Origin of the sequence: Saccharothrix xinjiangensis (assembly GCF_039527585.1) — a bacterium.
GTDB lineage: Bacteria > Actinomycetota > Actinomycetes > Mycobacteriales > Pseudonocardiaceae > Actinosynnema > Actinosynnema xinjiangensis.
Genome location: NZ_BAAAKE010000002.1, coordinates 395,069 through 414,275 on the forward strand (window position 1 = coordinate 395,069; position 19,207 = coordinate 414,275).

The window sequence follows — 19,207 nt, forward strand, 5'->3', positions numbered from 1 at the left end:
CTTCGCTCCTACGCGGCTCGGGCGGCGGCGCGGACCACGCCGGCGACCTGGTCGGCGGACAGCTCTTCCAGGCGCAGGCACGCCGCGTCCAGCGCGCCCGCCACCCGTCGCGCCAGGCCGAGCCTGATCGGGCCGTGCTCGCAGTCGACGACCACGGCGGCCACCCGGTCCGCGGCGAGCAGGCCCGCGGCGCGCAGGGCGTCGCGCACCGGGTCGCCGCCGACGCCGGACGCGGTCGCGCGCCCGTCGGTCAGCAGCACCAGCAGCGGGCGGCGGCGCGGGTCGCGCACGCGCTCGACGTCCAGCACGCGGCGGGCGCGCAGCAGGCCGTCGGCCAGCGGGGTGCGCCCGCCGGTGCGCAGGGCGCGCAGCCGGGCCGCCGCGGCGTCCACCGAGTTGGTCGGCGGCAGCGCGACGGTGGCCTCCCGACCCCGGAAGGTCACCACCCCGACCTTGTCGCGCCGCTGGTAGGCGTCGCGCAGGAGGGACACGACCGCGCCGCTGACCGCGGACATCCGCTGCCGCGCGGCCATCGAGCCGGAGGCGTCGACCACGAACAGCACGAGGTTGCCCTCCCGGCCCTCGCGCACCGACCTGCGCAGGTCCGCGCCGCGCAGTTCGAGCCCCGGACCGCTGCGGCCCCGGGCGGCCTGGTGCGGCGCGGCCGCGGCGAGCGTGCCGACCAGGTGCAGCCCTGATCCGTCCACAGTGGAGGGTCGGACCACGCGGCCGGTGCGGGCGCGGGCGCGGGACCGCTTGCCGGGCGCGCCGTCGCCGACGCCGGGCACCTGGAGCAGGCGGGCGCGGAAGGCGGGCGCGGGCGCGTGCGAGCGCTCGGCCGACGAACCCCGACCGTCCGAGGTGGACTGCTCCGGCGGGCGGCCCGGCAGCTCCGCGCCGTCGCCGCCGTCGTCGTCCCGCCCGCCGCCGTCGGGTCCCCCGTCGTCGGGCCCCCCGTCACCTGGCCCGTCGCCGTCCGGCCCGTCGTCGTCGGGGCCGTCGGGTTCCCGGGCGGCCTCGGCGCCCTGCCGCAGGGCGTCGTCGAGCTGCTCCTCCTCCAGCCCCGGCTCGTCGAACGGGTCGCGGCGCTTGCGGTGCGGCAGGGCGAGCCGCACGGCCGCCTCCACGTCCTCCTCGGCCACCTCGTCGGCACCGCGCCAGGCCGCGTGCGCGATCGCGGTGCGGGCCACGACGAGGTCCGCGCGCATCCCGTCCACCTCGAACGCCGCGCAGATCGCGGAGATCCGGCGCAGCTCGGCGTCCGGCAGCGCCACCGACGCCAGCCGGGCGCGGGCCTCGACGATCCGCGCGGCCAGCGCGGCGTCCTGGTCGGCCCAGCGCGCGGCGAACCCCTCCGGGTCGGCCTCGTAGGCCAGTCGCCGCCGGACCACCTCGGTGCGCGTGGCCACGTCGCGGGCGGCGCGGACGGCGACGGTGAGGCCGAACCGGTCCAGCAGCTGGGGCCGCAGCTCGCCCTCCTCCGGGTTCATGGTCCCCACCAGCAGGAACGACGCCGCGTGCGACACGGACACGCCCTCGCGCTCGACGTGCGCGCGCCCCATGGCGGCGGCGTCGAGCAGCAGGTCCACGAGGTGGTCGTGCAGCAGGTTGACCTCGTCCACGTACAGCACGCCCCGGTGCGCGGCGGCCAGCAGGCCGGGCTGGTAGGCGCGCACCCCCTCGGTGAGCGCGCGCTCCAGGTCCAGCGAGCCGATCAGCCGGTCCTCGGTCGCGCCGACCGGCAGCTCGACCAGCCGCGCCGGCCGCCGCTCGGAGTCCCGCTGTTCGGGGTCCCGCTGTTCGGGACCACCGCCGTGCGGGCCGTCCGGGCAGTCCGACGCGACCTCCGGGTCGCAGCCGAACCGGCAGCCCGGCACCACGTCCAGCCCGGGCAGCAGCGCGGCGAGCGCGCGGACCGCGGTCGACTTCGCGGTGCCCTTCTCACCTCGGACGAGCACCCCGCCGATACCGGGGTGCACGGCGTTGAGCAGCAGCGCCGTGCGGAGGTCGTCCTGTCCGACGACGGCGGAAAAGGGGAAACGCGCGCCCATGCGGCGGTGTCCTTCCTCGGGTGTCCACGCCCGGGTCCGGTGGTGACGACAGGGGGGCGAGTTCCTGACTCCCGGGGTGAACCGGTCACAGTGGCGGGACCGTGCCGGACTTCCACCGGCTTCCTCGCGCACCCCTACAGCCCCGGCATCGTCGCACCTGAGGCCGGCGGGTCCAAGCCCCGGGGACGCGAGCGCGATCACACCGGTCGGCCGTCCGACCCGGGACTACCGCCCGCCGACGCCGCCCTGAGCCACGAGCTGCCGGGAGGCCGCGCCGCCGAGCGCCGGGTCCCCCAGCTCCACCTCGACGCTCAGCGGCGCCCGGAACGACAGCAGCCCCAGCATCGGCGGCGGGTCGGCCGAGGCGAGCCGCAGGCGCGGGAACCGCAGCGCGGTCTCCCGCAGCACCACCTCCGCCTCCAGCCGGGCCAGGCCCGCGCCGAGGCAGAAGTGCCTGCCGTGGCCGAACGCCAGGTGCCCGCGGGCGTTCGGGCGGCCGGGGCAGAACCGCTCGGGGTCGTCGAACGCGGCGGGGTCCGAGCCCGCGCCCGCGAGCATCAGCAGCAGCGGCGCGCCGGCCGGGACGTCGACACCGGACAGCACGACCGGTTCGGCCGCGACCCGCCGCCACGTGGTGACCGGCGGCTCCCGCCGCAGCACCTCCTCCGCGCACGCCGCCGCCACGCCCGGCTCGCCGAGGCGCGACCACAGGTCGCCGTGCCGCAGCACCGCGTGGAACGCCGCGCACAGCAGCTGGGTCGTCGTCTCCTGCCCCGCGATCAGCAGGAAGTAGCACAGCCCGGCCGCGTCCCGCAGCGGCACGCCCCCGGCCCGCAACGCGCCGAACAGGTCGTCGCCGCGCGGGTCCGCGGCCTTGAGCCGCGAGGTCAGCCACCGGTGGAACGCGGCGGCCGGCCCGGCCAGCTCGCGCTGCCGCTCCGGCGTGACGTCGCCCCAGAACAGCTCCAGCGACGCGGTGCTCCACGCCTTCAGCGCGGCCACGTCCACGTCGCGGATGCCCAGCACCTCCAGCAGCACCACCGCGGGCAGGTCGCGGGCCAGCGCCGGGTGCAGGTCGACCGACCCGGTCAGCCCGGCGAGCCGCGCCGCGGTCAGCTCGGCGATCCGCGGCCCCGCCGCGGCCACGCGCGCGGGCGTGAGGAAGCGGGCCACCAGCCGGCGCAGGGCGGCGTGGGTCGGGGTCCCGTTGTTGGCCAGCGTCGGCGGCAGCGAGAACCCCGAGCGGGCCAGCTCGCGCAGCACCGGGCCCGGCACCGGGACCACCGCGGTCAGCGCGTTGTCCGGCCGGAACCGGCGCGGGTCGGCCAGCACCGCGCGCACGTCGTCGTACCGGCTGACCAGCCACAGCCCGGTGCGCCCGTCGCGGTGCACCGGCGCCCGCTCGCGCAGCGACCGCAGGTCGGCCGGTCCGGGCTGGAAGAGGTCCACGCCGGCACGGTAGCCGCCGGATGCGACACTGCCGGCGTGAGTGTGCGCACAGGTGAGTCGGTGTTCGACTGGATCGACACGCGTGCCGGGGCCCGCGCCAAAGCCGGTCTCGCGCGCCGCGTCCGACCCCGCCCGGCCGACTCCGCGGACCTCGACCTGGCGTCGAACGACTACCTGGGCCTGGCGCGCGACAAGCGGGTCACCGGCGCGGCGGCCGCGGCCTCGCTGCGCTGGGGCGCGGGTTCGACCGGCTCCCGCCTGGTCACCGGCTCCACCGAGCTGCACACCGAGCTGGAGTACGAGCTGGCGAACTTCTGCGGCGCCCAGTCGGCGCTGGTGTTCTCCTCCGGCTACGCGGCCAACCTCGGCGCGCTGACCGCGCTGTCCGGGCCGGGCACCGCGATCGTCGCCGACCAGCACATCCACGCCTCGCTGATCGACGGCACGCGGCTGTCCAAGGCCGACGTGGTGGTCGCCGGGCACTGCGACGTGCCGAAGGTGACCCACGCGCTGGCCACCCGCGGCAAGCGGCGGGCGCTGGTGGTGACCGACTCGGTGTTCTCCGTCGACGGCGACCTCGCGCCGCTGGCCGAGCTGGCCGCCGCCTGCCGCGAGCACGAGGCGGCGCTGGTCGTGGACGACGCGCACGGCCTGGGCGTGCTCGGCGACGGCGGGCGCGGCGCGGTGCACGCCGCGGGCCTGGCCAAGGCGCCGGACGTGGTGGCCACGCTGACCCTGTCCAAGTCGCTCGGCGCGCAGGGCGGCGCGGTGCTCGGGCCGAGCCGGGTGATCAGGCACCTGGTGGACACCGCGCGCACGTTCATCTTCGACACCGGCCTCGCCCCGTCGAGCACGGCGGCGGCGCTGGCCGCGCTGAAGGTGCTGCGGGAGGAGCCGGACCGGCCCGCGCGGGCCCTGGACGTGGCCCGGGACCTGGCGTCCCGGCTGCGCGAGGCGGGCCTGCGGGTCAGCGCGCCGACCGCGGCCGTGGTGTCGGTGCAGGCGCCCTCGGCCGAGGCGGCGTTCGACTGGGCCGAGGCGTGCCGGGCCCGGGGCGTGGTCGTGGGCTGCTTCCGGCCGCCGTCGGTGCCGGACGGGATCTCCCGGCTGCGGCTGACCGCCCGCGCCGACCTCACCGGGGCCGACGTCGAGCGGGCCGTGCGGGTGATCACGGAGACCGGCGCATCCGCAGGTGCGGTATCCCGTCCTCGTCCGTGAACTCCGCGCCCTGCGGCTCGAAGCCGAACGAGGCGTAGAAGTCGGCCACGTAGGTCTGCGCGTCCAGCACGCAGTCGGCCCGCCCGACCTCGGCGAGCGCCGCCTCCACCAGCCGGCGGCTGTAGCCGCGGCCGCGGGCGGCGCGGGCCGTGCACACCCGGCCGACGCGGAACCCGCCGCCGGGTTCCTCCAGCAGCCTCAGGTAGGCGACGGGCTCCGGTGAGCCGTCCTCCTCCAGCCAGAGGTGCCGGGTGCCCGGCTCCAGGTCACGGCCGTCCAGGTCCTGGTACGCGGCCCTCTGCTCCACCACGAACACGTCGCAGCGCAGCTTGAGCAGGCGGTAGAGCCGGTCGGGGGTCAGGTCGGCCGACCACTGCCGGCGCAGGGTCGCCGGGTACTGGGGTGAACGCACGGCACCGTCGTACCACACGGTCTCAGAGCCACGCCCGGTAGCGGCTCAGCGCGGTGTAGACGCCGGGGTGGTCCGGGCGCGCGCAGCCGTGGCCGAAGGACACCACGCCGACCAGCTCGCCGGCCACGGTGAGCGGGCCGCCCGAGTCGCCCTCGCACGCGTCCTTGCCGCCCTCCGGGTAGCCCGCGCACAGCATCGCGCCCGCCCGGTAGGCGGGCACCAGGTCCGCGCACTCGACGTCGGTCCGGATCGGCACGTCGGCCTCGCGCAGGACGCGGCTCGGCGGTCGCAGCTCGCCGGTGCGGCCCCAGCCGTGGACCAGGGCGGGCCCGGTGCGCGGCTCGGCGACCCGGACCGGCTCGTACGGCAGCGGTTCGGCCAGGGCGAGGACCGCCACGTCGTCGCCCGAGGTGACGGCGGTGAAGTCGGGGTGCCGCCGGATCTCCGCGACCCCGCTCGCGCGGCCCGCCCGGCTGTCCAGGTCGGCGCGGCCCGCGACGGCGGTCAGCTCCTCCGCCCGCCGGTCGCGCCTGCCGAGGGCGGAGCGCTCGACCGTGCAGTGCGCGGCGGTGACGACCTTGTCCGGCGCCACCAGCGCGCCGCCGCAGAAGAAGTTGCCCGCCCGGTCGAACAGGGCGACCACCCACGGCGCGGGCGGCGCCTCCCGGCCGCCGACGACCGCGTCCGCGGGGAGCCCGGAGAAGAGCAGGACGAGCACGGCGAAGACCGGCGCGCTGATGCGCATGGACCACTCCCCTACGTCGCGTGGGTGAACGGGCACAGACCGTAGCGGAGCGCGCACACCGCCATCATCCGGGTATGGAAACCGGAAAATCTCTTGTTAGGATCCGTTGGCACCGAAGATTTAACGGTCAGTGAGACAGATCACGAGCATCTGTCCGGAACATGAGGGAGGTTCCCATGAACCTGGATCTCACCCAACTGCCGGCGTTCCTCCTCGCGTGCGCGGTGGTGGTCCTGACGCCGGGCGTGGACGCCTTCCTCCTGCTGCGCACCTCGGTGCGCTCCGGGACGCGCGCCGGCCTGCTGGCGCTCGCGGGCATCCACACCGCGGCACTCCTCCAGGTCGCCCTGGTGATCTCGGGCGTCGGCGCGGTGATCGCCCGCTACCCCGCGGCGCTGACCGCGCTGCGGTGGGTCGGCGCCGCCTACCTGCTCTACCTGGCCGCGTCGATCACGCGCGGCCTGCTGCGACCCGCGCCCGAGGAGGCGCCGGCGGTCGCCGCCCGGCCGTTCCGGCAGGGGTTCCTGACCAACACCACCAACCCGAAGATGCTGCTGTTCTCGCTGGCGTTCCTGCCGCAGTTCATCGGCTCGGGCGACCCCGCGCCCCAGCTCACCCTGCTCGCCGCGGTGTTCCTCGGCCTGGCCGCGCTGTGGGAGCTGACCATCGTGGTCGCCGCGGCGCGCGTCGCGGGCTCGCTGCGCCGACCCGGCGTGACCACGGCGCTGGACGCGGTGTGCGCGGCGGTGTTCCTGACCATGTCGATCGGCCTGGTGCTCTGACGCGCCCCGGCGCGCCGGCCGGTCCCCTGCCCCGGGACCGGCCGGCGCGCCGTTCACCCGCGCCGGGCTACGCCGTGCCGTTCACCTGCTCGGCCAGCGCACCGGCGTGGGAGGAGATCCGGCCGTAGACGCCGGGCTTGCCCCGGCGCGCGCACCCCTCGCCCCACGACGTGACGCCGATCAGCTTGCCGCCCGCCACCATGGGCCCGCCGGAGTCGCCCTGGCACGTGTCGACCCCGCCGGCCGGGTAACCGGCGCAGACCATGTGCCACGGGTCGTACTGGAAGTAGGCGGCCGAGCAGTCCTTGTCGGACATCACCGGCACGGACGCCGCCAGCAGGTACCGCGACAGGGAGCCCTGCTCGCTCGTGCGACCCCAGCCCAGCACCAGCGCCTCGGTGCCCGGCGCGTACAGCTCCCCGTCCTCCGGACCCGCCAGCGGCAGCGGTTGCTGGGGCACCCGCTCGCGCAGGGTCAGCACCGCGACGTCCGCGCCCCGGTCCGCCGCGACGTAGTCCGGGTGCACCCACACCTCGTTCAACCGGACGACCCGACCCTGCTTGCCCTGCTTGTCCTCGCGGCCCACCACGACCCGACCGGCGCTCACCGTCGTGCTCGCCGCGCAGTGCGCCGCGGTGACCACCTTGTCCGGCGCCACCAGGGTGCCGCCGCAGAACTGGCGACCACTCGAATCGGTCAGGTACACCACCCACGGGTGGTCCGCGATGGACACCCGGCCACCGCCCACCACGCGCTCGTCCGCCGCGGCGACGCCCGCCAGGGCCGTCGTCACCGCCACCACCACCGTCATCAACAACGCGGCAAGCCGCATCGCCCCTCCTCCTGGTCGAATGACACCCAAGAGGGAAGCTAGTTCCAAAGGCGTAGTCAGTTGCTCTGTTCGGCCTTATTTCCACCGAACTTGCTACGCACCTTGTCCGCCGTGCCCACCACCACGTCGCCGAGCTCGTTGAAGATCTTCATCAGCGGGTCCTCGGACTGGGCCGCCGACTCCTTGTAGGAGCGGGCCGCCGCCCGGACGTCCTCGGTGAACGACCCGCTCGGCCGGTCGTCCTCGCGGCGCGCGTAGTCGCCGGTGAGGATGGTCCGGTAGTCCTCGCTCGCCGCCCACTTCTGCAACTCGGCCGCGCGCACCACGGCCAGCGGGTGGGTCAGCGGCCAGGTGCGGATCAGCTTGAGCACCGAGTCGCGCACGTCGTCGACCTGCTCGTACTCCCTGGCCTGCTTGAGGAACTCGGCCGTGTCGACCTGGCGGAGGTCCATGCCGCCCGCCATCGCCACGTGGACGCGCAGACCGGCGGCCGGGTCCTGCACGCACAGCAGGCCGGCGCGGTCGCAGGACAGCTCGGTCTTGCGGTACCACTCGCTCAGCGCCGCGATCACCGCGCGGATCGCCCAGTACCCGACGGGCATCCAGCCCATCCCGTACTGCACCTGCATCAGGCGCTGGAGGATCGTCCGGTACAGGGCGTGCCCGGACAGCACGTGCCCCATCTCGTGGCCGATGGTGAACCGCAGGCCGTCCTGGTCGAGGAGCTCCACGAGACCCGTGGTGAGCACGATGAACGGCTTGTCGATGCCGATCGTCATCGCGTGCGGCACCGGGTCGCGCCGCACGAACAGCTCCGGGACCGGGTCGACGTCCAGCGTCGCCGCGGCCTCCAGCCGGAGCCGGTCCAGCTCCGGGTACTGCTTCGGACCCACCCGGATGCTCGACGCCAGGTGGCCCAGCCGCTCACCGCGCTCGGTGAACGCGCCCGCCACCGCCTGGAGCACCGGCCCGATGCCCGGCACCGCCCTGAGCACCGCCAACGCCCCCCGGTCCACCGGGTGCTCGTACGCCCGCGGGCTGATGCCGGGGAAGCGCACGCGCGCGGTCGACCGCTCGATTTCCTCACCCATGGACCCAGGGTGCCACGGTCGGGAGGGCCGGCGTTCCCGAACGGAGCAACAGCGGGGCACACTGGCGGCGTGGACGAGACCGGTGGCAGGGCCGACGACCTGGCGGACGTGCTCGGCAGCGGCTACTCCGCCCGCGGGTTGCCGCTGGGCGGCGACCTGGGCGCGGTGCTGGTGCGCCGCCGCGCGGAGCACGCGACCCGGGGCGCGGTGCTGTACGTGCACGGGTTCGCGGACTACTTCTTCCAGACCCACGTGGCCGAGCACTTCACCGACCGGGGCTTCGACTTCTACGCCCTGGACCTGCGCGCCTACGGCCGCTCGCTGCGACCGGGCGAGGCGGCGGGCTTCGTCACCGACCTCACCAAGCACTTCGAGGAGGTCGACGCCGCGGTCCGGGTGATCCGCGAGGAGGACGGCCACCGGCGCCTGGTCGTGGTCGGCCACTCCACGGGCGGGCTGATCACGAGCCTGTGGGCGCACGAGCGGCGGGACGACGACGTGCTCGACGCCCTGGTGCTCAACAGCCCGTGGCTCGACCTGGCCGAGTCGTGGTTGCTGCGCACGGTCGGCACGGCGCTGGTCCGGGGCGTCGGCCGCATCGCGCCGCGGCCGGTGCTCCGGCCCGGCCTCGGCCCGGTGTACGGCCACAGCGTCCACCGCGACCACCACGGCGAGTGGGACTTCGACCTGGCGTGGAAGCCGATCGAGGCGTTCCCGGTGCACGCCGGGTGGCTGCGCGCGGTGCGTCGCGGCCACGCCCGCCTGCACCGCGGCCTGGACGTGCGCGTGCCGGTGCTGCTGCTGTGCGCGAGCCGCAGCCACCTGCGCGCCAAGCGGTGGACGCCCGAGGCGATGACCGCGGACACCGTGCTGGACGTGGCGCACATGCGGAAGTGGGCGCCGAAGATCGGCGGTCGGGTCCGGGTGGTGGCCGTCGAGAACGGGATGCACGACCTGTTCCTGTCGGCCGAGCCGGTGCGCAGGCGGGCGCTGGCCGAGGTGGACGAGTTCCTGGATTCGATCTGATCCCGCAGGGCCGCGGCCCTGCGGTCCGGGGGATGACCGAAGCCACCCACCTGATCACCACCCGCGAGTCCCACGACACCGTCGCCGAGACCTACGACGAGTTCGTCAAGCCCCGGTTCGCCGCCGACGCCGTCGGGCGCGGCCTGCCGGGCGCGTTCGCCGGGTTCCACCGGGTGCTCGCGCCAGGCGGGCACCTGCTGCTCTCGTTCCACGCCGGCGACGGGCGCCTGAAGCCGGAGCGGGGCTACGGGCACCCGGTGACCTACGAGGCGTGGTTGCGGCGGCCCGACGACGTGGTGGCGCTGCTGGAGGGACTCGGCCTGGAGGTCACCGCGCGGGTGCTCCAGCCGGAGGGCGAAGTGGACGTGCTCGACCCTGCTGGCGCGCAAACCCGCGTGACCGCTCGGCAGAGCCGGGCGCGAACCCGCGTGACCGGTCAGAAGAGCCCGGCGCGGGCGGCCGCGAGCGCTGCCCGCGCCGCGCGGTCCGCGGTGGCGTGGTCGAGCGGTTCGCCGGACACGAACACCCGGTAGAACAGCGGGGCGCAGGTCTGCCGGGCCAGCTCGGCGGGGTCGGCCTGGGGTGGCAGCTCACCGCGCTCGACGGCCCGCTCCGCGATCACGCCGGCGGCCTCGTGCCGGGCGGTGTAGTAGTCGCGCTTGGCCTGCCGGGCGCGGCCGGACTGGAGGGCGGCGGCGACCAGGGCGATCGGCACGCGGCTGCGCCCGGGGTCGGTGAAGGTGTCGACGACCTCGCGGGCGAGCGCGATCAGGTCGCCCTCGGCCGAGCCGGTGTCGGGCGCGGTCCAGCCGGCGTCGCGACCGCGGTCGAGCGCGTCGGCGATCAGCACGTCCACGGTGCCCCAGCGGCGGTAGACGGTGGTCTTGTGGACGCCCGCGCGGTCGGCGACGTTCTCGACGGTCATGCCGAGGTAGCCCCGGTGGACGAGTTCGACGTGCACGGCTTCGAGGACGGCGTCGCGCACGCGGGCCGACCGGCCACCGGGTCGTGTGCTCAATTGCAACTCCAGTTGCTTTAGCAGGAGGATCATGCCACTCTAACGCAACACGAGTTGCGATAAGGAGTTTTCCTTGACCTTCACCCCCGATCCGACCGCCCTGCACCCGCTGGCGCGCACCGACCGCGTGGTGCTGCTCAAGCCGCTGGTCACCGCGCCGACGATCGAGGTCGGCGAGTACACCTACTACGACGACCCGGAGCACGCCACCGAGTTCGAGGCGCGCAACGTGCTCTACGGGTTCGGGCCGGAGAAGCTCGTCATCGGGAAGTTCTGCGCCCTGGCCGCCGGCACCCGGTTCATCATGGCCGGCGCGAACCACCTCACCACCGGCGCGTCCACGTTCCCGTTCACGATCTTCGGCGGCGAGTGGCAGGAGCGCACCGCCGACCTGTTCGCGGACGCGGGGCCCGGCCGCGACACCGTCGTCGGCAACGACGTGTGGTTCGGCTACCAGTCGCTCGTCATGCCCGGGGTCACCATCGGCGACGGCGCGATCATCGCCACCGGGGCCGTGGTGGTGTCGGACGTGCCGCCCTACTCGGTGGTCGGCGGCAACCCCGCGCGCGTGGTGAAGCAGCGCTTCCCGGACGAGGACGTGGCCCGTCTGCTGCGCGCCCGCTGGTGGGACTGGCCGATCGGGCTGATCACCGAGCACACCCGCACGATCATGACCGGCACGCCGTCCGACGTCGAGCGCGTCGCCGTCGAGCACGGCCTGTGCTGACCAGCCGATCGGTCTAGCGCACCGGGCGCCCCGCTGGTGGATCATGGGCGCATGGCCGAGGAGCACGACCGGTACTGCGACCTGACCATGCGGGGCGGCGCCACGAGCGGCGTGGTGTACCCGTGGGCGGTGGTGGAGCTGGCCGAGCACTACCGGTTCCGGTCGCTGGGCGGCGCGTCCGCGGGCGCCATCGGCGCCGCCTTCACCGCCGCCGCCCAGAGGGGGCGCGAGCAGGGCGGGTTCCGCAAGCTCCACGACCTGGTCGACTGGTTCGCCGCGCCGGGCTGGCGGCTGGCCCAGCTCTTCCAGCCCAGCGCGGACACCCGCAAGCTGTTCCGCATCGTCGCCGCCGCCATGCAGCGGCGCGACACCACCGGGCGCAGTCCGCTGACCTGCCTGCTGCTCGCGCTGTTCGGCGCGGTCGGCCGGGGGGCGCGGCTGGTCCTGGCCCTGGCGCTCGCCCTGTGGCTGGTCGGGCCGACGCTGTGGTCCCGGTTCGTGCGGTGGGGCGCGACACCGGGGTGGGCGCTCGTGGCGATCACCGCCGCGGTGGCGGTCGGCGTGTCCGTCCTCCTGGTGCTGCTACTGGCGCGGGGCAAGGACTCCTGGCCGCGGCGCATCGGCACCGCGCTGCTGCTCCTGATCCCGCTCGCGCCGGTCGCGGCGGCCACCCGGTGGGACGCGCGCAGCCTCGCGGGCGCGGCCACCGCGGCGGTGTGGTGGCTCGTGCTCTGCTTCGCCCTCGTCAGCACCGTCGCGCTCGTCTACGGCGTGAGCGCCAAGCGATTCCTGGACCGGATGGCCACCACCATCCACTTCGGGCTGGTGCCCGGCACCGGCCGGTTCGAGGCGAACTTCTGGGACCGCCGCTGCGGCGTGCCGGCGTCGACCGGCGTGCCGCCGCTGAGCGACTGGCTCGCCGACCGGCTCGACGACCTGTCCGGCGTGCCGAACCTGTCGTTCTCCGACCTGGACGCCAACCTGGTGCTGATGACCACGGACCTCTCCGAGGGCCGCCCCTACCGGCTGCCGTTCACCGAGCCGGTCGACCCGTGGCTGTTCTGCCGCACGTGCCTGGGCGCGGTGCTGCCCCGGCGGACGGTGGAATCCCTGGGCGCGGACCCGTCCGGGCACCGCTGCCCGCTGCACCCGGACGAGCCGGTCCACGCCCTGCCGCGCGACCTGCCCGTCGCGCTCGCCGTCCGGATGAGCATGCCGCTGCCCGGCCTGATCGCCGCCGTGCCGCTGGTGCGCGCCGAACCGGAGCCCCGCGTGCACTGGTTCTCCGACGGCGGCATCACCAGCAACTTCCCCATCCACTTCTTCGACCAGCTGCTGCCGCGCTGGCCGACGTTCGGCCTGAGCCTCCAGTCGTACCCGGCGGGCGACGACCGGGACGTGTGGCTGCCCGAGCAGGACGCCTCCACCGGCGGCGCGCCGTGGCGCGGCATCGGGCTCGCGCAGCACTTCGCGTCCGCGATCCTGGACACCGCGCTCGGCTGGCGCGACACCATGCAGTCCGCCCTGCCCGGCTACCGGGGCCGGATCGCGCACGTCCGCGTCCGGCCGGACGAGGGCGGCACCAACCTGTTCATGCGGCCCGAGACGATCCTCGCCCTGGCGCGGCGGGGCCAGGAGGCGGGCAGGCTGCTGCGCACCCGCTTCACCCGGGACGACAGGACCGACCGGTACCGGTGGATCCGGATGCGGCTGGCCATGCGCGAGTACCAGCAGCTGGCCGAGCAGGCCGAGCAGCGCGGCGCGCTCTACCGGGACCTCGCCGAGCGCTACGACGTCCCCGAGGACCTGCGGGAGTGGTTCACCGTGCCGCCGACCGGGACCGACCCGCACGCCCGGGAGATCGCGATCACCCTGGACGCGCTGGGCGGCCTGCCGCCGGGCCCGTTCGACGGCGAGCCGCCGGTCGACCCGGACCTCCGCCTGACCCCGCCGGAGTGACGGGGCGGCGGCCGGGCCCGGGGGCGCCCGGGTCGTTGCCGGGGGCGTCGTTCAGGCCTTGCGGCCGACCCCGGCGTACGCGCTGATGTAGGCGTCGTCGGAGTCCGGGTGCCACTCCGACAGCGGCACGACGCCCGGCTCGACCACGTCCAACCCGGCGAACAGGGCGGCGATCTCCTCGCCCGAGCGCAGCACCAGCGGGCTGTCGGTCTTGCGGTAGATCGCGTTGACCTGCTCGCCGCCCTCGATGCCCTCCGCCGAGATCCCGTCCCAGCTGGCGTGCGAGATGGCGAGGAAGCTGCCGGGCGACAGGACCTCCCGGTAGCGCGCGACGGCCTTGTGCGGCTCGTCGGCTTCCGGCACGAAGTGCAGCACGGCGACCATCAGCAGGCCGACGGGCCGGTCGAAGTCGATCATCCGGCGGACGTCGTCGTTGCCCAGCACGGAGTCCGGGTCGCGCAGGTCGGCCTGGATCGCGCAGGCCAGCGGGTTGTCCGCGAGCAGCGCGGTGCTGTGCGCCACCGCCACCGGCTCCACGTCGGCGTAGACCACCTTGGCCGACGGGTTGGCCTGCTGGGCGATCTCGTGCACGTTGCCCACGGTCGGGATGCCCGAACCCAGGTCCAGGAACTGGTCGATGCCCTGCTCCAGCAGGTAGCGCACCGCCCGGCGCAGGAACGAGCGGTTGGCCCGCGCCGCGCCCGGCATCCCCGGGAAGATCTGCTCGACGGACTTCGCGGCTTCGCGGTCGACCGCGAAGTTGTGCGAGCCGCCCAGGTAGTAGTCGTACATCCGGGCCGCGCTCGGCCGGTCCAGGTCCACCGAGGACGGGACCCAGCTCGCCTGCTCCATGCGCACATCTCCTAGTCAGCCGACGGCGTGATCGTGGTGGCGTGCCGAACCCGGCACAACCCCCGAACGGACGCTCGTGCCCGTTTTGCCGCAACCTAGCGGATGGGCGGAACCCCGGTTCGGCGCGCCGGCTGGTGCGGGGTCGTCGACCGGCGACTCCTCCACCGCAGCTCCCGGGGCTGCTCGCTCAGGGCGAACACCCACCGGAAACAATCTCCCGCTCACCTTGGTTGAGCCAATCAGACTCAACTTTGGAGGAATCATGGGCGAGACGTTGGCGCTGCCGGTGCTGCCGCTGGACGACGTCGTCGTGCTGCCGGGCATGGTCGTGCCGATCCGGCTCAGCGGCGCGGACGCCACCGCCGAGGCCCGCGCCGCCGTCGAGGCCGCGACCGCCGCCGGTGGTCAGTCCAAGGTGCTGCTGGTGCCGCGACTGGACGGCAAGTACGCGAAGGTCGGCACGCTGGGCGTGATCGAGCAGGTCGGCAGGCTGTCCGGCGGCGAGCGCGCGGCCGTGGTGCGCGGCACCGAGCGGGTGCGCATCGGCACCGGCACGACCGGCCCCGGCGCGGCGCTGTGGGTCGAGGCGACGATCGCCGACGTGCCGCCCGCCGACGAGCGCACCGACGAGCTGGCCCGCGAGTACCGCGCGCTGGTCACGTCGATCCTCCAGCAACGCGGCGCGTGGCAGGTGGTCGACTCGGTGAAGCAGGTCGACGAGCCGTCGGCGCTGGCCGACCTCGCCGGGTACGCCTCGTACCTGGACGACGAGCAGAAGGTGTGGCTGCTGGAGACCCCCGACACCTCGCGGCGGCTGGAGAAGCTGATCGAGTGGGGCCGGGAGCACCTGACCGAGCTGGACGTCGCCGAGACGATCCGCAAGGACGTCAAGGAGGGCGTGGAGAAGCAGCAGCGCGAGTTCCTGCTGCGCCGGCAGCTGGCCGCCATCCGCAAGGAGCTGGCCGAGCTGGACGGCAAGCCCGCCACCGAGGAGCAGGACTACCGGGCGCGCGTCGAGGGCGCCGACCTGCCCGAGCACGTGCGCGAGGCCGCGTTGACCGAGGTCGACAAGCTGGAGCGGACGGCCGAGCAGTCGCCCGAGGTCGGCTGGATCCGCACGTGGCTGGACACGGTGCTGGACGTGCCGTGGAACAACCGCACCGAGGACTCCTACGACATCGCGGGCGCGCGGGCCGTGCTGGACGCCGACCACGCGGGCCTGGACGACGTGAAGGAGCGCATCGTCGAGTACCTGGCCGTGCGGCGCAGGCGAGCCGACCGGGGCATGGGCGTCGTCGGCGGGCGGCGGTCCGGCGCGGTGCTGGCCCTGGTGGGTCCGCCCGGTGTCGGCAAGACCTCGCTCGGCGAGTCGGTCGCGCGGGCCATGGGGCGCGAGTTCGTCCGGGTCGCCCTGGGCGGCGTGCGGGACGAGGCCGAGATCCGCGGCCACCGGCGCACCTACGTGGGCGCGCTGCCCGGCCGGGTCGTGCGCGCCATCTCCGAGGCGGGCTCCATGAACCCGGTGGTGCTGCTGGACGAGATCGACAAGGTGGGCGCGGACTACCGGGGCGACCCGACCGCCGCGCTGCTGGAGGTGCTGGACCCGGCGCAGAACCACACGTTCCGGGACCACTACCTGGAGGTCGAGCTGGACCTGTCGGACGTGGTGTTCCTGGCCACGGCCAACGTGCTGGAGTCCATCCCCGGCCCGCTGCTGGACCGCATGGAGCTGGTCCGGCTCGACGGGTACACCGAGGACGAGAAGGTCACCATCGCCCGCGACCACCTGCTGCCCCGGCAGGTCGAGCGCGCCGGCCTGACGCCGGAGGACGTGTCGATCAGCGAGGCCGCGCTGCGGAAGCTGGCCGGCGAGTACACCCGCGAGGCGGGCGTGCGGCAGCTGGAGCGCTCGCTGGCGCGGGTGCTGCGGAAGGTGACGGCCCGGGTGGCGCTGGGCCAGGCCGAGCTGCCGACGCCGGTGGACGTGCCGGACCTGCGCGGGTACCTGGGCTCGCCCAAGCACACGCCGGAGTCGGCCGAGCGGACCGCCGTGCCGGGGGTGGCCACGGGGCTCGCGGTGACCGGCGCGGGCGGTGACGTGCTGTTCGTGGAGGCGTCGCTGGCCCCGAAGGGCACCGGGTCGGCCGGGGTGACGTTGACCGGGCAGCTGGGCGACGTGATGAAGGAGTCGGCGCAGATCGCGCTGTCGTACCTGAAGTCGCACGACGCGGGCGCGGAGGCGTTGGCCGAGCGCGGGGTGCACATCCACGTGCCGGCGGGCGCGGTGCCGAAGGACGGCCCCTCGGCCGGCGTGACCATGACGACGGCGCTGGCGTCCCTGCTGTCGGGCCGCCCGGTCCGGTCCGACGTGGCCATGACCGGCGAGGTCTCGCTCACCGGCCGGGTGCTGCCGATCGGCGGGGTCAAGCAGAAGCTGCTGGCCGCGCACCGGGCGGGCATCACCACGGTGCTGCTGCCGCAGCGCAACGAGCCGGACCTGGACGACGTGCCCGAGCAGGTGCGCGACGCCCTGACCGTCCACCTGGTCGGCGACGTCGGCGAGGTCCTCTCCCTGGCCCTGGAACCCACCACCGCCACCTCTACCTCCTCCACCACCTCCTCCACCACCACCGCCGCCTAATCCCGCGCGTGTCCTCCACTCAAGCACCGCGTGTCCTCCACTGAGGCATCGCGTGTCCTCCACTCGGACACCGCGTGTCCCACATCCAGGACCCCGAGTTCCACGCTCGGGGTCCTGGGCGTTGAACTCGCCGTGCCGGAGTGGAGGACACGCGATGCCGGACTGGAGGACACGCCGTGCCGGACTGGAGGACACGCGATGCCGGACTGGAGGACACGCCGTGCCGGACTGGAGGACACGCGATGTCTGAGTGGAGGACACGCGGGGTGGGGTGGGGTGGTTGCCGGCTGCGGGGTGGGGTGGGCGGGGATAGGGTCGTGGCGTCCGGCGTGATCACGTGTGGAGGACCCGATGAGCCTTGAGCGCCCCGTCGCTCCCGACCCCTACTCGCTGCTGCCGCGGGTGCCGTCGTTCACCGTCTCCTCGACCGACGTCGAGGACGGGCAGGCGTTGCCGCAGGCGCAGGTCCACGAGGGCGGCGACACCTCGCCGCAGCTGAGCTGGACGGGGTTCCCGGAGGGGACCAGGAGCTTCGTGGTCACCTGCTTCGACCCGGACGCCCCGACGCCGTCCGGGTTCTGGCACTGGGTCGCGGTGAACGTCCCGGCTTCGGTGACGTCCCTGGACACCGGCGCGGGCGCGTCCGACGACACGCTGCCCGGCGACGCGTTCCACGTGCGCAACGACTACGGCACGCGCGCGTTCGGCGGCGCCGCGCCGCCGCCCGGCGACCAGGCGCACCGGTACTACTTCGTCGTGCACGCGGTGGACGTGGAGGCGCTGGACGTCGACTGTGACGCCTCGCCCGCCGTGGTGAGCTTCAACCTGGCGTTCCACACCCTGGCGCGGGCGCTCATCGTGCCCACCTACGCGCACTGAGGTATCGGGAACAAGTGCCCCGCGTCGCGGGTTGGAGCACGACGTGAGGCACTTCGACCTGGTCATCATCGGTACCGGCTCCGGCAACTCCATCGTGGACGAGAGGTTCGCCGACCAGCGGATCGCGATCGTCGAGAAGGGCGTCTTCGGCGGCACGTGCCTGAACGTCGGGTGCATCCCCACCAAGATGTTCGTGCACACCGCGGACGTGGCCGCCGCGCCCGCCTCCGGCGCGCGGCTCGGTGTCGACGCGCACCTGGACGGCGTGCGCTGGACGGACGTGCGCGACCGGATCTTCGGGCGCATCGACCCGATCTCCGAGGGCGGCAGGCGGTGGCGGGCGGAGGAGAACGCCAACGTCGCCGTGTTCCAGGGCACGGCCCGGTTCGTGGGTCCGAAGGTCCTCGACACGGGCACCGGCGAGACGATCACGGCCGACCGGTTCGTGCTGGCCGCCGGCAGCCGCCCGGTGGTGCCCGACGTCGCCGACCTGGGCGCGGTCGGCTACCACACCAGCGACACGATCATGCGCCTCGACGCGCTGCCGCCCCGGCTGACCATCCTGGGCAGCGGTTTCGTGGCGGCGGAGTTCGCGCACGTGTTCTCCTCGTTCGGCGTCGCGGTGACGCTCGTCGCGCGGTCCGACCTGTTGCTGCGGCGCGAGGACCGCGAGGTCGCCGAGCGGTTCACGCGGCTCGCGTCGGAGAAGTGGGACGTGCGGTTGAGCCGCAAGGCGGTGCGGGCCGAGCGCGTGGACGGCGTGGTGCGGCTGCACCTGGAGGGCCCGGACGGCTCGGAGTTCGTGGACGCGGAGGAGCTGCTGGTCGCGGTCGGCCGCACGCCCAACTCGGACCTGCTCGACCTGCCCGCCACCGGTGTCGCGCTGCACCCGGACGGCCGGGTGGTCGTCGACGAGCACCAGCGGACCTCCGTGGAGGGCGTCTACGCGCTGGGCGACATCAGCAACGAGCACCAGCTCAAGCACGTCGCCAACCACGAGGCGCGGGTCGTGCGGCACAACCTGCTGCACCCGGACGAGCCGATCGCCGCCGACCACCGCCACGTGCCGGCCGCGGTGTTCACCTCGCCGCAGATCGCCTCGGTCGGGCTGACCGAGGAGCAGGCCGTCGAGCGCGGCGTGCGGCACGTGGTCGCCTCTCAGGCCTACGCGTCGATCGCGTACGGGTGGGCGATGGAGGACACGACCGGGTTCGCGAAGGTCCTGGCCGACCCGGCCACCGGGGAGATCCTGGGCGCGCACGTGATCGGGCCGCAGGCGCCGACGGTGATCCAGCCGCTGATCCAGGCGATGAGCTTCGGGCTGGACGCGAAGTCGATGGCCCAGGGCCAGTACTGGATCCACCCCGGTATGCCCGAGGTGGTCGAGAACGCGCTGCTCAACCTGCCGCTGGAGTACTGACGACCGAGCACTGCCGACGATCTGGCGCCACTGACGAGCGAGACGCGGAAGCCCGGCCGAACCCCTCGAACGGCCGGGCTTTGCGCTTCCCTCCGCCACCGGCAC

At 74.5% G+C, this 19,207-nt stretch carries 17 protein-coding genes and 1 riboswitch; of the genes, 9 read left to right on the forward strand and 8 right to left on the reverse strand.

What is annotated here, in order from left to right; all coding sequences use genetic code 11:
- Positions 1–8: 8 nt before the first annotated feature.
- Both ABD223_RS07150 and ABD223_RS07155 read right to left on the reverse strand, forming a co-directional pair.
- Complete coding sequence (locus ABD223_RS07150; RefSeq protein WP_344035120.1) at positions 9–2,051, reverse strand: putative cobaltochelatase; 2,043 nt, start codon at positions 2,049–2,051, stop codon at positions 9–11.
- 38 nt (positions 2,052–2,089) lie between these two features.
- Positions 2,090–2,211: riboswitch (cobalamin riboswitch) on the reverse strand.
- Positions 2,212–2,276: 65 nt separating this feature from the next.
- Positions 2,277–3,500 carry a cytochrome P450 gene (locus ABD223_RS07155; protein ID WP_344035122.1) on the reverse strand — a complete coding sequence of 408 codons (1,224 nt, stop codon included), beginning with the start codon at positions 3,498–3,500 and terminating at the stop codon, positions 2,277–2,279.
- 36 nt (positions 3,501–3,536) lie between these two features.
- Here ABD223_RS07155 and ABD223_RS07160 point away from each other — a divergent pair, with 36 nt between their 5' ends.
- Entirely contained in the window at positions 3,537–4,718 is a 1,182-nt protein-coding gene (locus ABD223_RS07160; protein WP_344035123.1) for an 8-amino-7-oxononanoate synthase, read from the forward strand.
- Here the strand turns inward: ABD223_RS07160 and ABD223_RS07165 are convergent.
- Together ABD223_RS07165 and ABD223_RS07170 are read right to left on the reverse strand one after the other, a co-directional pair.
- Positions 4,669–5,130 carry a GNAT family N-acetyltransferase gene (locus tag ABD223_RS07165; protein WP_344035125.1) on the reverse strand — a complete coding sequence of 154 codons (462 nt, stop codon included), beginning with the start codon at positions 5,128–5,130 and terminating at the stop codon, positions 4,669–4,671. The two genes, ABD223_RS07160 and ABD223_RS07165, sit on opposite strands and share 50 nt — an antisense overlap.
- Before the next feature lie 22 nt (positions 5,131–5,152).
- A complete protein-coding gene (locus ABD223_RS07170) occupies positions 5,153–5,875 on the reverse strand; it encodes a serine protease (protein WP_344035126.1) in 723 nt (240 codons plus the stop codon).
- A 176-nt stretch (positions 5,876–6,051) separates the two neighbouring features.
- Here ABD223_RS07170 and ABD223_RS07175 point away from each other — a divergent pair, with 176 nt between their 5' ends.
- Positions 6,052–6,657, forward strand: a complete 606-nt coding sequence (locus ABD223_RS07175) for a LysE family translocator (RefSeq protein WP_344035127.1) — start codon at positions 6,052–6,054, stop codon at positions 6,655–6,657.
- Positions 6,658–6,724: 67 nt separating this feature from the next.
- Here the strand turns inward: ABD223_RS07175 and ABD223_RS07180 are convergent, their stop codons facing one another.
- Together ABD223_RS07180 and ABD223_RS07185 are read right to left on the reverse strand one after the other, a co-directional pair.
- A complete protein-coding gene (locus ABD223_RS07180; protein ID WP_344035128.1) occupies positions 6,725–7,489 on the reverse strand; it encodes a S1 family peptidase in 765 nt (254 codons plus the stop codon).
- A 56-nt stretch (positions 7,490–7,545) separates the two neighbouring features.
- Complete coding sequence (locus tag ABD223_RS07185) at positions 7,546–8,580, reverse strand: M48 family metallopeptidase (RefSeq protein ID WP_344035129.1); 1,035 nt, start codon at positions 8,578–8,580, stop codon at positions 7,546–7,548.
- A 69-nt stretch (positions 8,581–8,649) separates the two neighbouring features.
- On the opposite strand from ABD223_RS07185, the gene ABD223_RS07190 reads away from it, so the two are divergent.
- Together ABD223_RS07190 and ABD223_RS07195 are read left to right on the forward strand one after the other, a co-directional pair.
- Positions 8,650–9,606, forward strand: a complete 957-nt coding sequence (locus ABD223_RS07190) for an alpha/beta hydrolase (RefSeq protein ID WP_344035130.1) — start codon at positions 8,650–8,652, stop codon at positions 9,604–9,606.
- A 32-nt stretch (positions 9,607–9,638) separates the two neighbouring features.
- Entirely contained in the window at positions 9,639–10,139 is a 501-nt protein-coding gene (locus ABD223_RS07195) for a class I SAM-dependent methyltransferase (protein ID WP_344035131.1), read from the forward strand.
- Here ABD223_RS07195 and ABD223_RS07200 read toward each other — a convergent pair.
- Entirely contained in the window at positions 10,043–10,657 is a 615-nt protein-coding gene (locus ABD223_RS07200) for a TetR/AcrR family transcriptional regulator (protein ID WP_344035132.1), read from the reverse strand. The genes ABD223_RS07195 and ABD223_RS07200 overlap by 97 nt on opposite strands.
- Positions 10,658–10,697: 40 nt before the next feature.
- Between ABD223_RS07200 and ABD223_RS07205 the strand changes: the two genes are divergently transcribed.
- Both ABD223_RS07205 and ABD223_RS07210 read left to right on the forward strand, forming a co-directional pair.
- Complete coding sequence (locus tag ABD223_RS07205; RefSeq protein WP_344035134.1) at positions 10,698–11,351, forward strand: CatB-related O-acetyltransferase; 654 nt, start codon at positions 10,698–10,700, stop codon at positions 11,349–11,351.
- Between the two features lie 51 nt (positions 11,352–11,402).
- Positions 11,403–13,310: a patatin-like phospholipase domain-containing protein gene (locus ABD223_RS07210; RefSeq protein ID WP_344035135.1), complete on the forward strand. Its 1,908-nt coding sequence runs from the start codon at positions 11,403–11,405 to the stop codon at positions 13,308–13,310.
- A 51-nt stretch (positions 13,311–13,361) separates the two neighbouring features.
- Here ABD223_RS07210 and ABD223_RS07215 read toward each other — a convergent pair whose 3' ends face one another.
- The gene (locus ABD223_RS07215; protein ID WP_344035136.1) at positions 13,362–14,162 is read right to left on the reverse strand and encodes an SAM-dependent methyltransferase; all 801 of its coding nucleotides are present in this window, start codon (positions 14,160–14,162) and stop codon (positions 13,362–13,364) included.
- A 262-nt stretch (positions 14,163–14,424) separates the two neighbouring features.
- Between ABD223_RS07215 and lon the strand changes: the two genes are divergently transcribed.
- From lon to ABD223_RS07230, 3 genes are all read left to right on the forward strand, one after another.
- Positions 14,425–16,803, forward strand: a complete 2,379-nt coding sequence (lon, locus tag ABD223_RS07220) for an endopeptidase La (protein WP_344035137.1) — start codon at positions 14,425–14,427, stop codon at positions 16,801–16,803.
- Between the two features lie 351 nt (positions 16,804–17,154).
- Positions 17,155–17,682: a YbhB/YbcL family Raf kinase inhibitor-like protein gene (locus ABD223_RS07225; protein ID WP_344035138.1), complete on the forward strand. Its 528-nt coding sequence runs from the start codon at positions 17,155–17,157 to the stop codon at positions 17,680–17,682.
- 43 nt (positions 17,683–17,725) lie between these two features.
- On the forward strand, positions 17,726–19,102 hold the full coding sequence (locus ABD223_RS07230; RefSeq protein WP_344035141.1) for a mycothione reductase: 1,377 nt from the start codon (positions 17,726–17,728) through the stop codon (positions 19,100–19,102).
- Positions 19,103–19,207: the final 105 nt, after the last annotated feature.

Coding starts and splice junctions, on each gene's coding strand:
- ABD223_RS07150 (WP_344035120.1), bottom strand. CDS start 2,051: ATGGGCGCGCGTTTCCCCTTTTCCGCCGTCGTCGGACAGGACGACCTC.
- ABD223_RS07170 (WP_344035126.1), bottom strand. CDS start 5,875: ATGCGCATCAGCGCGCCGGTCTTCGCCGTGCTCGTCCTGCTCTTCTCC.
- ABD223_RS07175 (WP_344035127.1), top strand. CDS start 6,052: ATGAACCTGGATCTCACCCAACTGCCGGCGTTCCTCCTCGCGTGCGCG.
- ABD223_RS07180 (WP_344035128.1), bottom strand. CDS start 7,489: ATGCGGCTTGCCGCGTTGTTGATGACGGTGGTGGTGGCGGTGACGACG.
- ABD223_RS07185 (WP_344035129.1), bottom strand. CDS start 8,580: ATGGGTGAGGAAATCGAGCGGTCGACCGCGCGCGTGCGCTTCCCCGGC.
- ABD223_RS07195 (WP_344035131.1), top strand. CDS start 9,639: ATGACCGAAGCCACCCACCTGATCACCACCCGCGAGTCCCACGACACC.
- ABD223_RS07200 (WP_344035132.1), bottom strand. CDS start 10,657: ATGATCCTCCTGCTAAAGCAACTGGAGTTGCAATTGAGCACACGACCC.
- ABD223_RS07210 (WP_344035135.1), top strand. CDS start 11,403: ATGGCCGAGGAGCACGACCGGTACTGCGACCTGACCATGCGGGGCGGC.
- ABD223_RS07215 (WP_344035136.1), bottom strand. CDS start 14,162: ATGGAGCAGGCGAGCTGGGTCCCGTCCTCGGTGGACCTGGACCGGCCG.
- lon (WP_344035137.1), top strand. CDS start 14,425: ATGGGCGAGACGTTGGCGCTGCCGGTGCTGCCGCTGGACGACGTCGTC.
- ABD223_RS07225 (WP_344035138.1), top strand. CDS start 17,155: ATGAGCCTTGAGCGCCCCGTCGCTCCCGACCCCTACTCGCTGCTGCCG.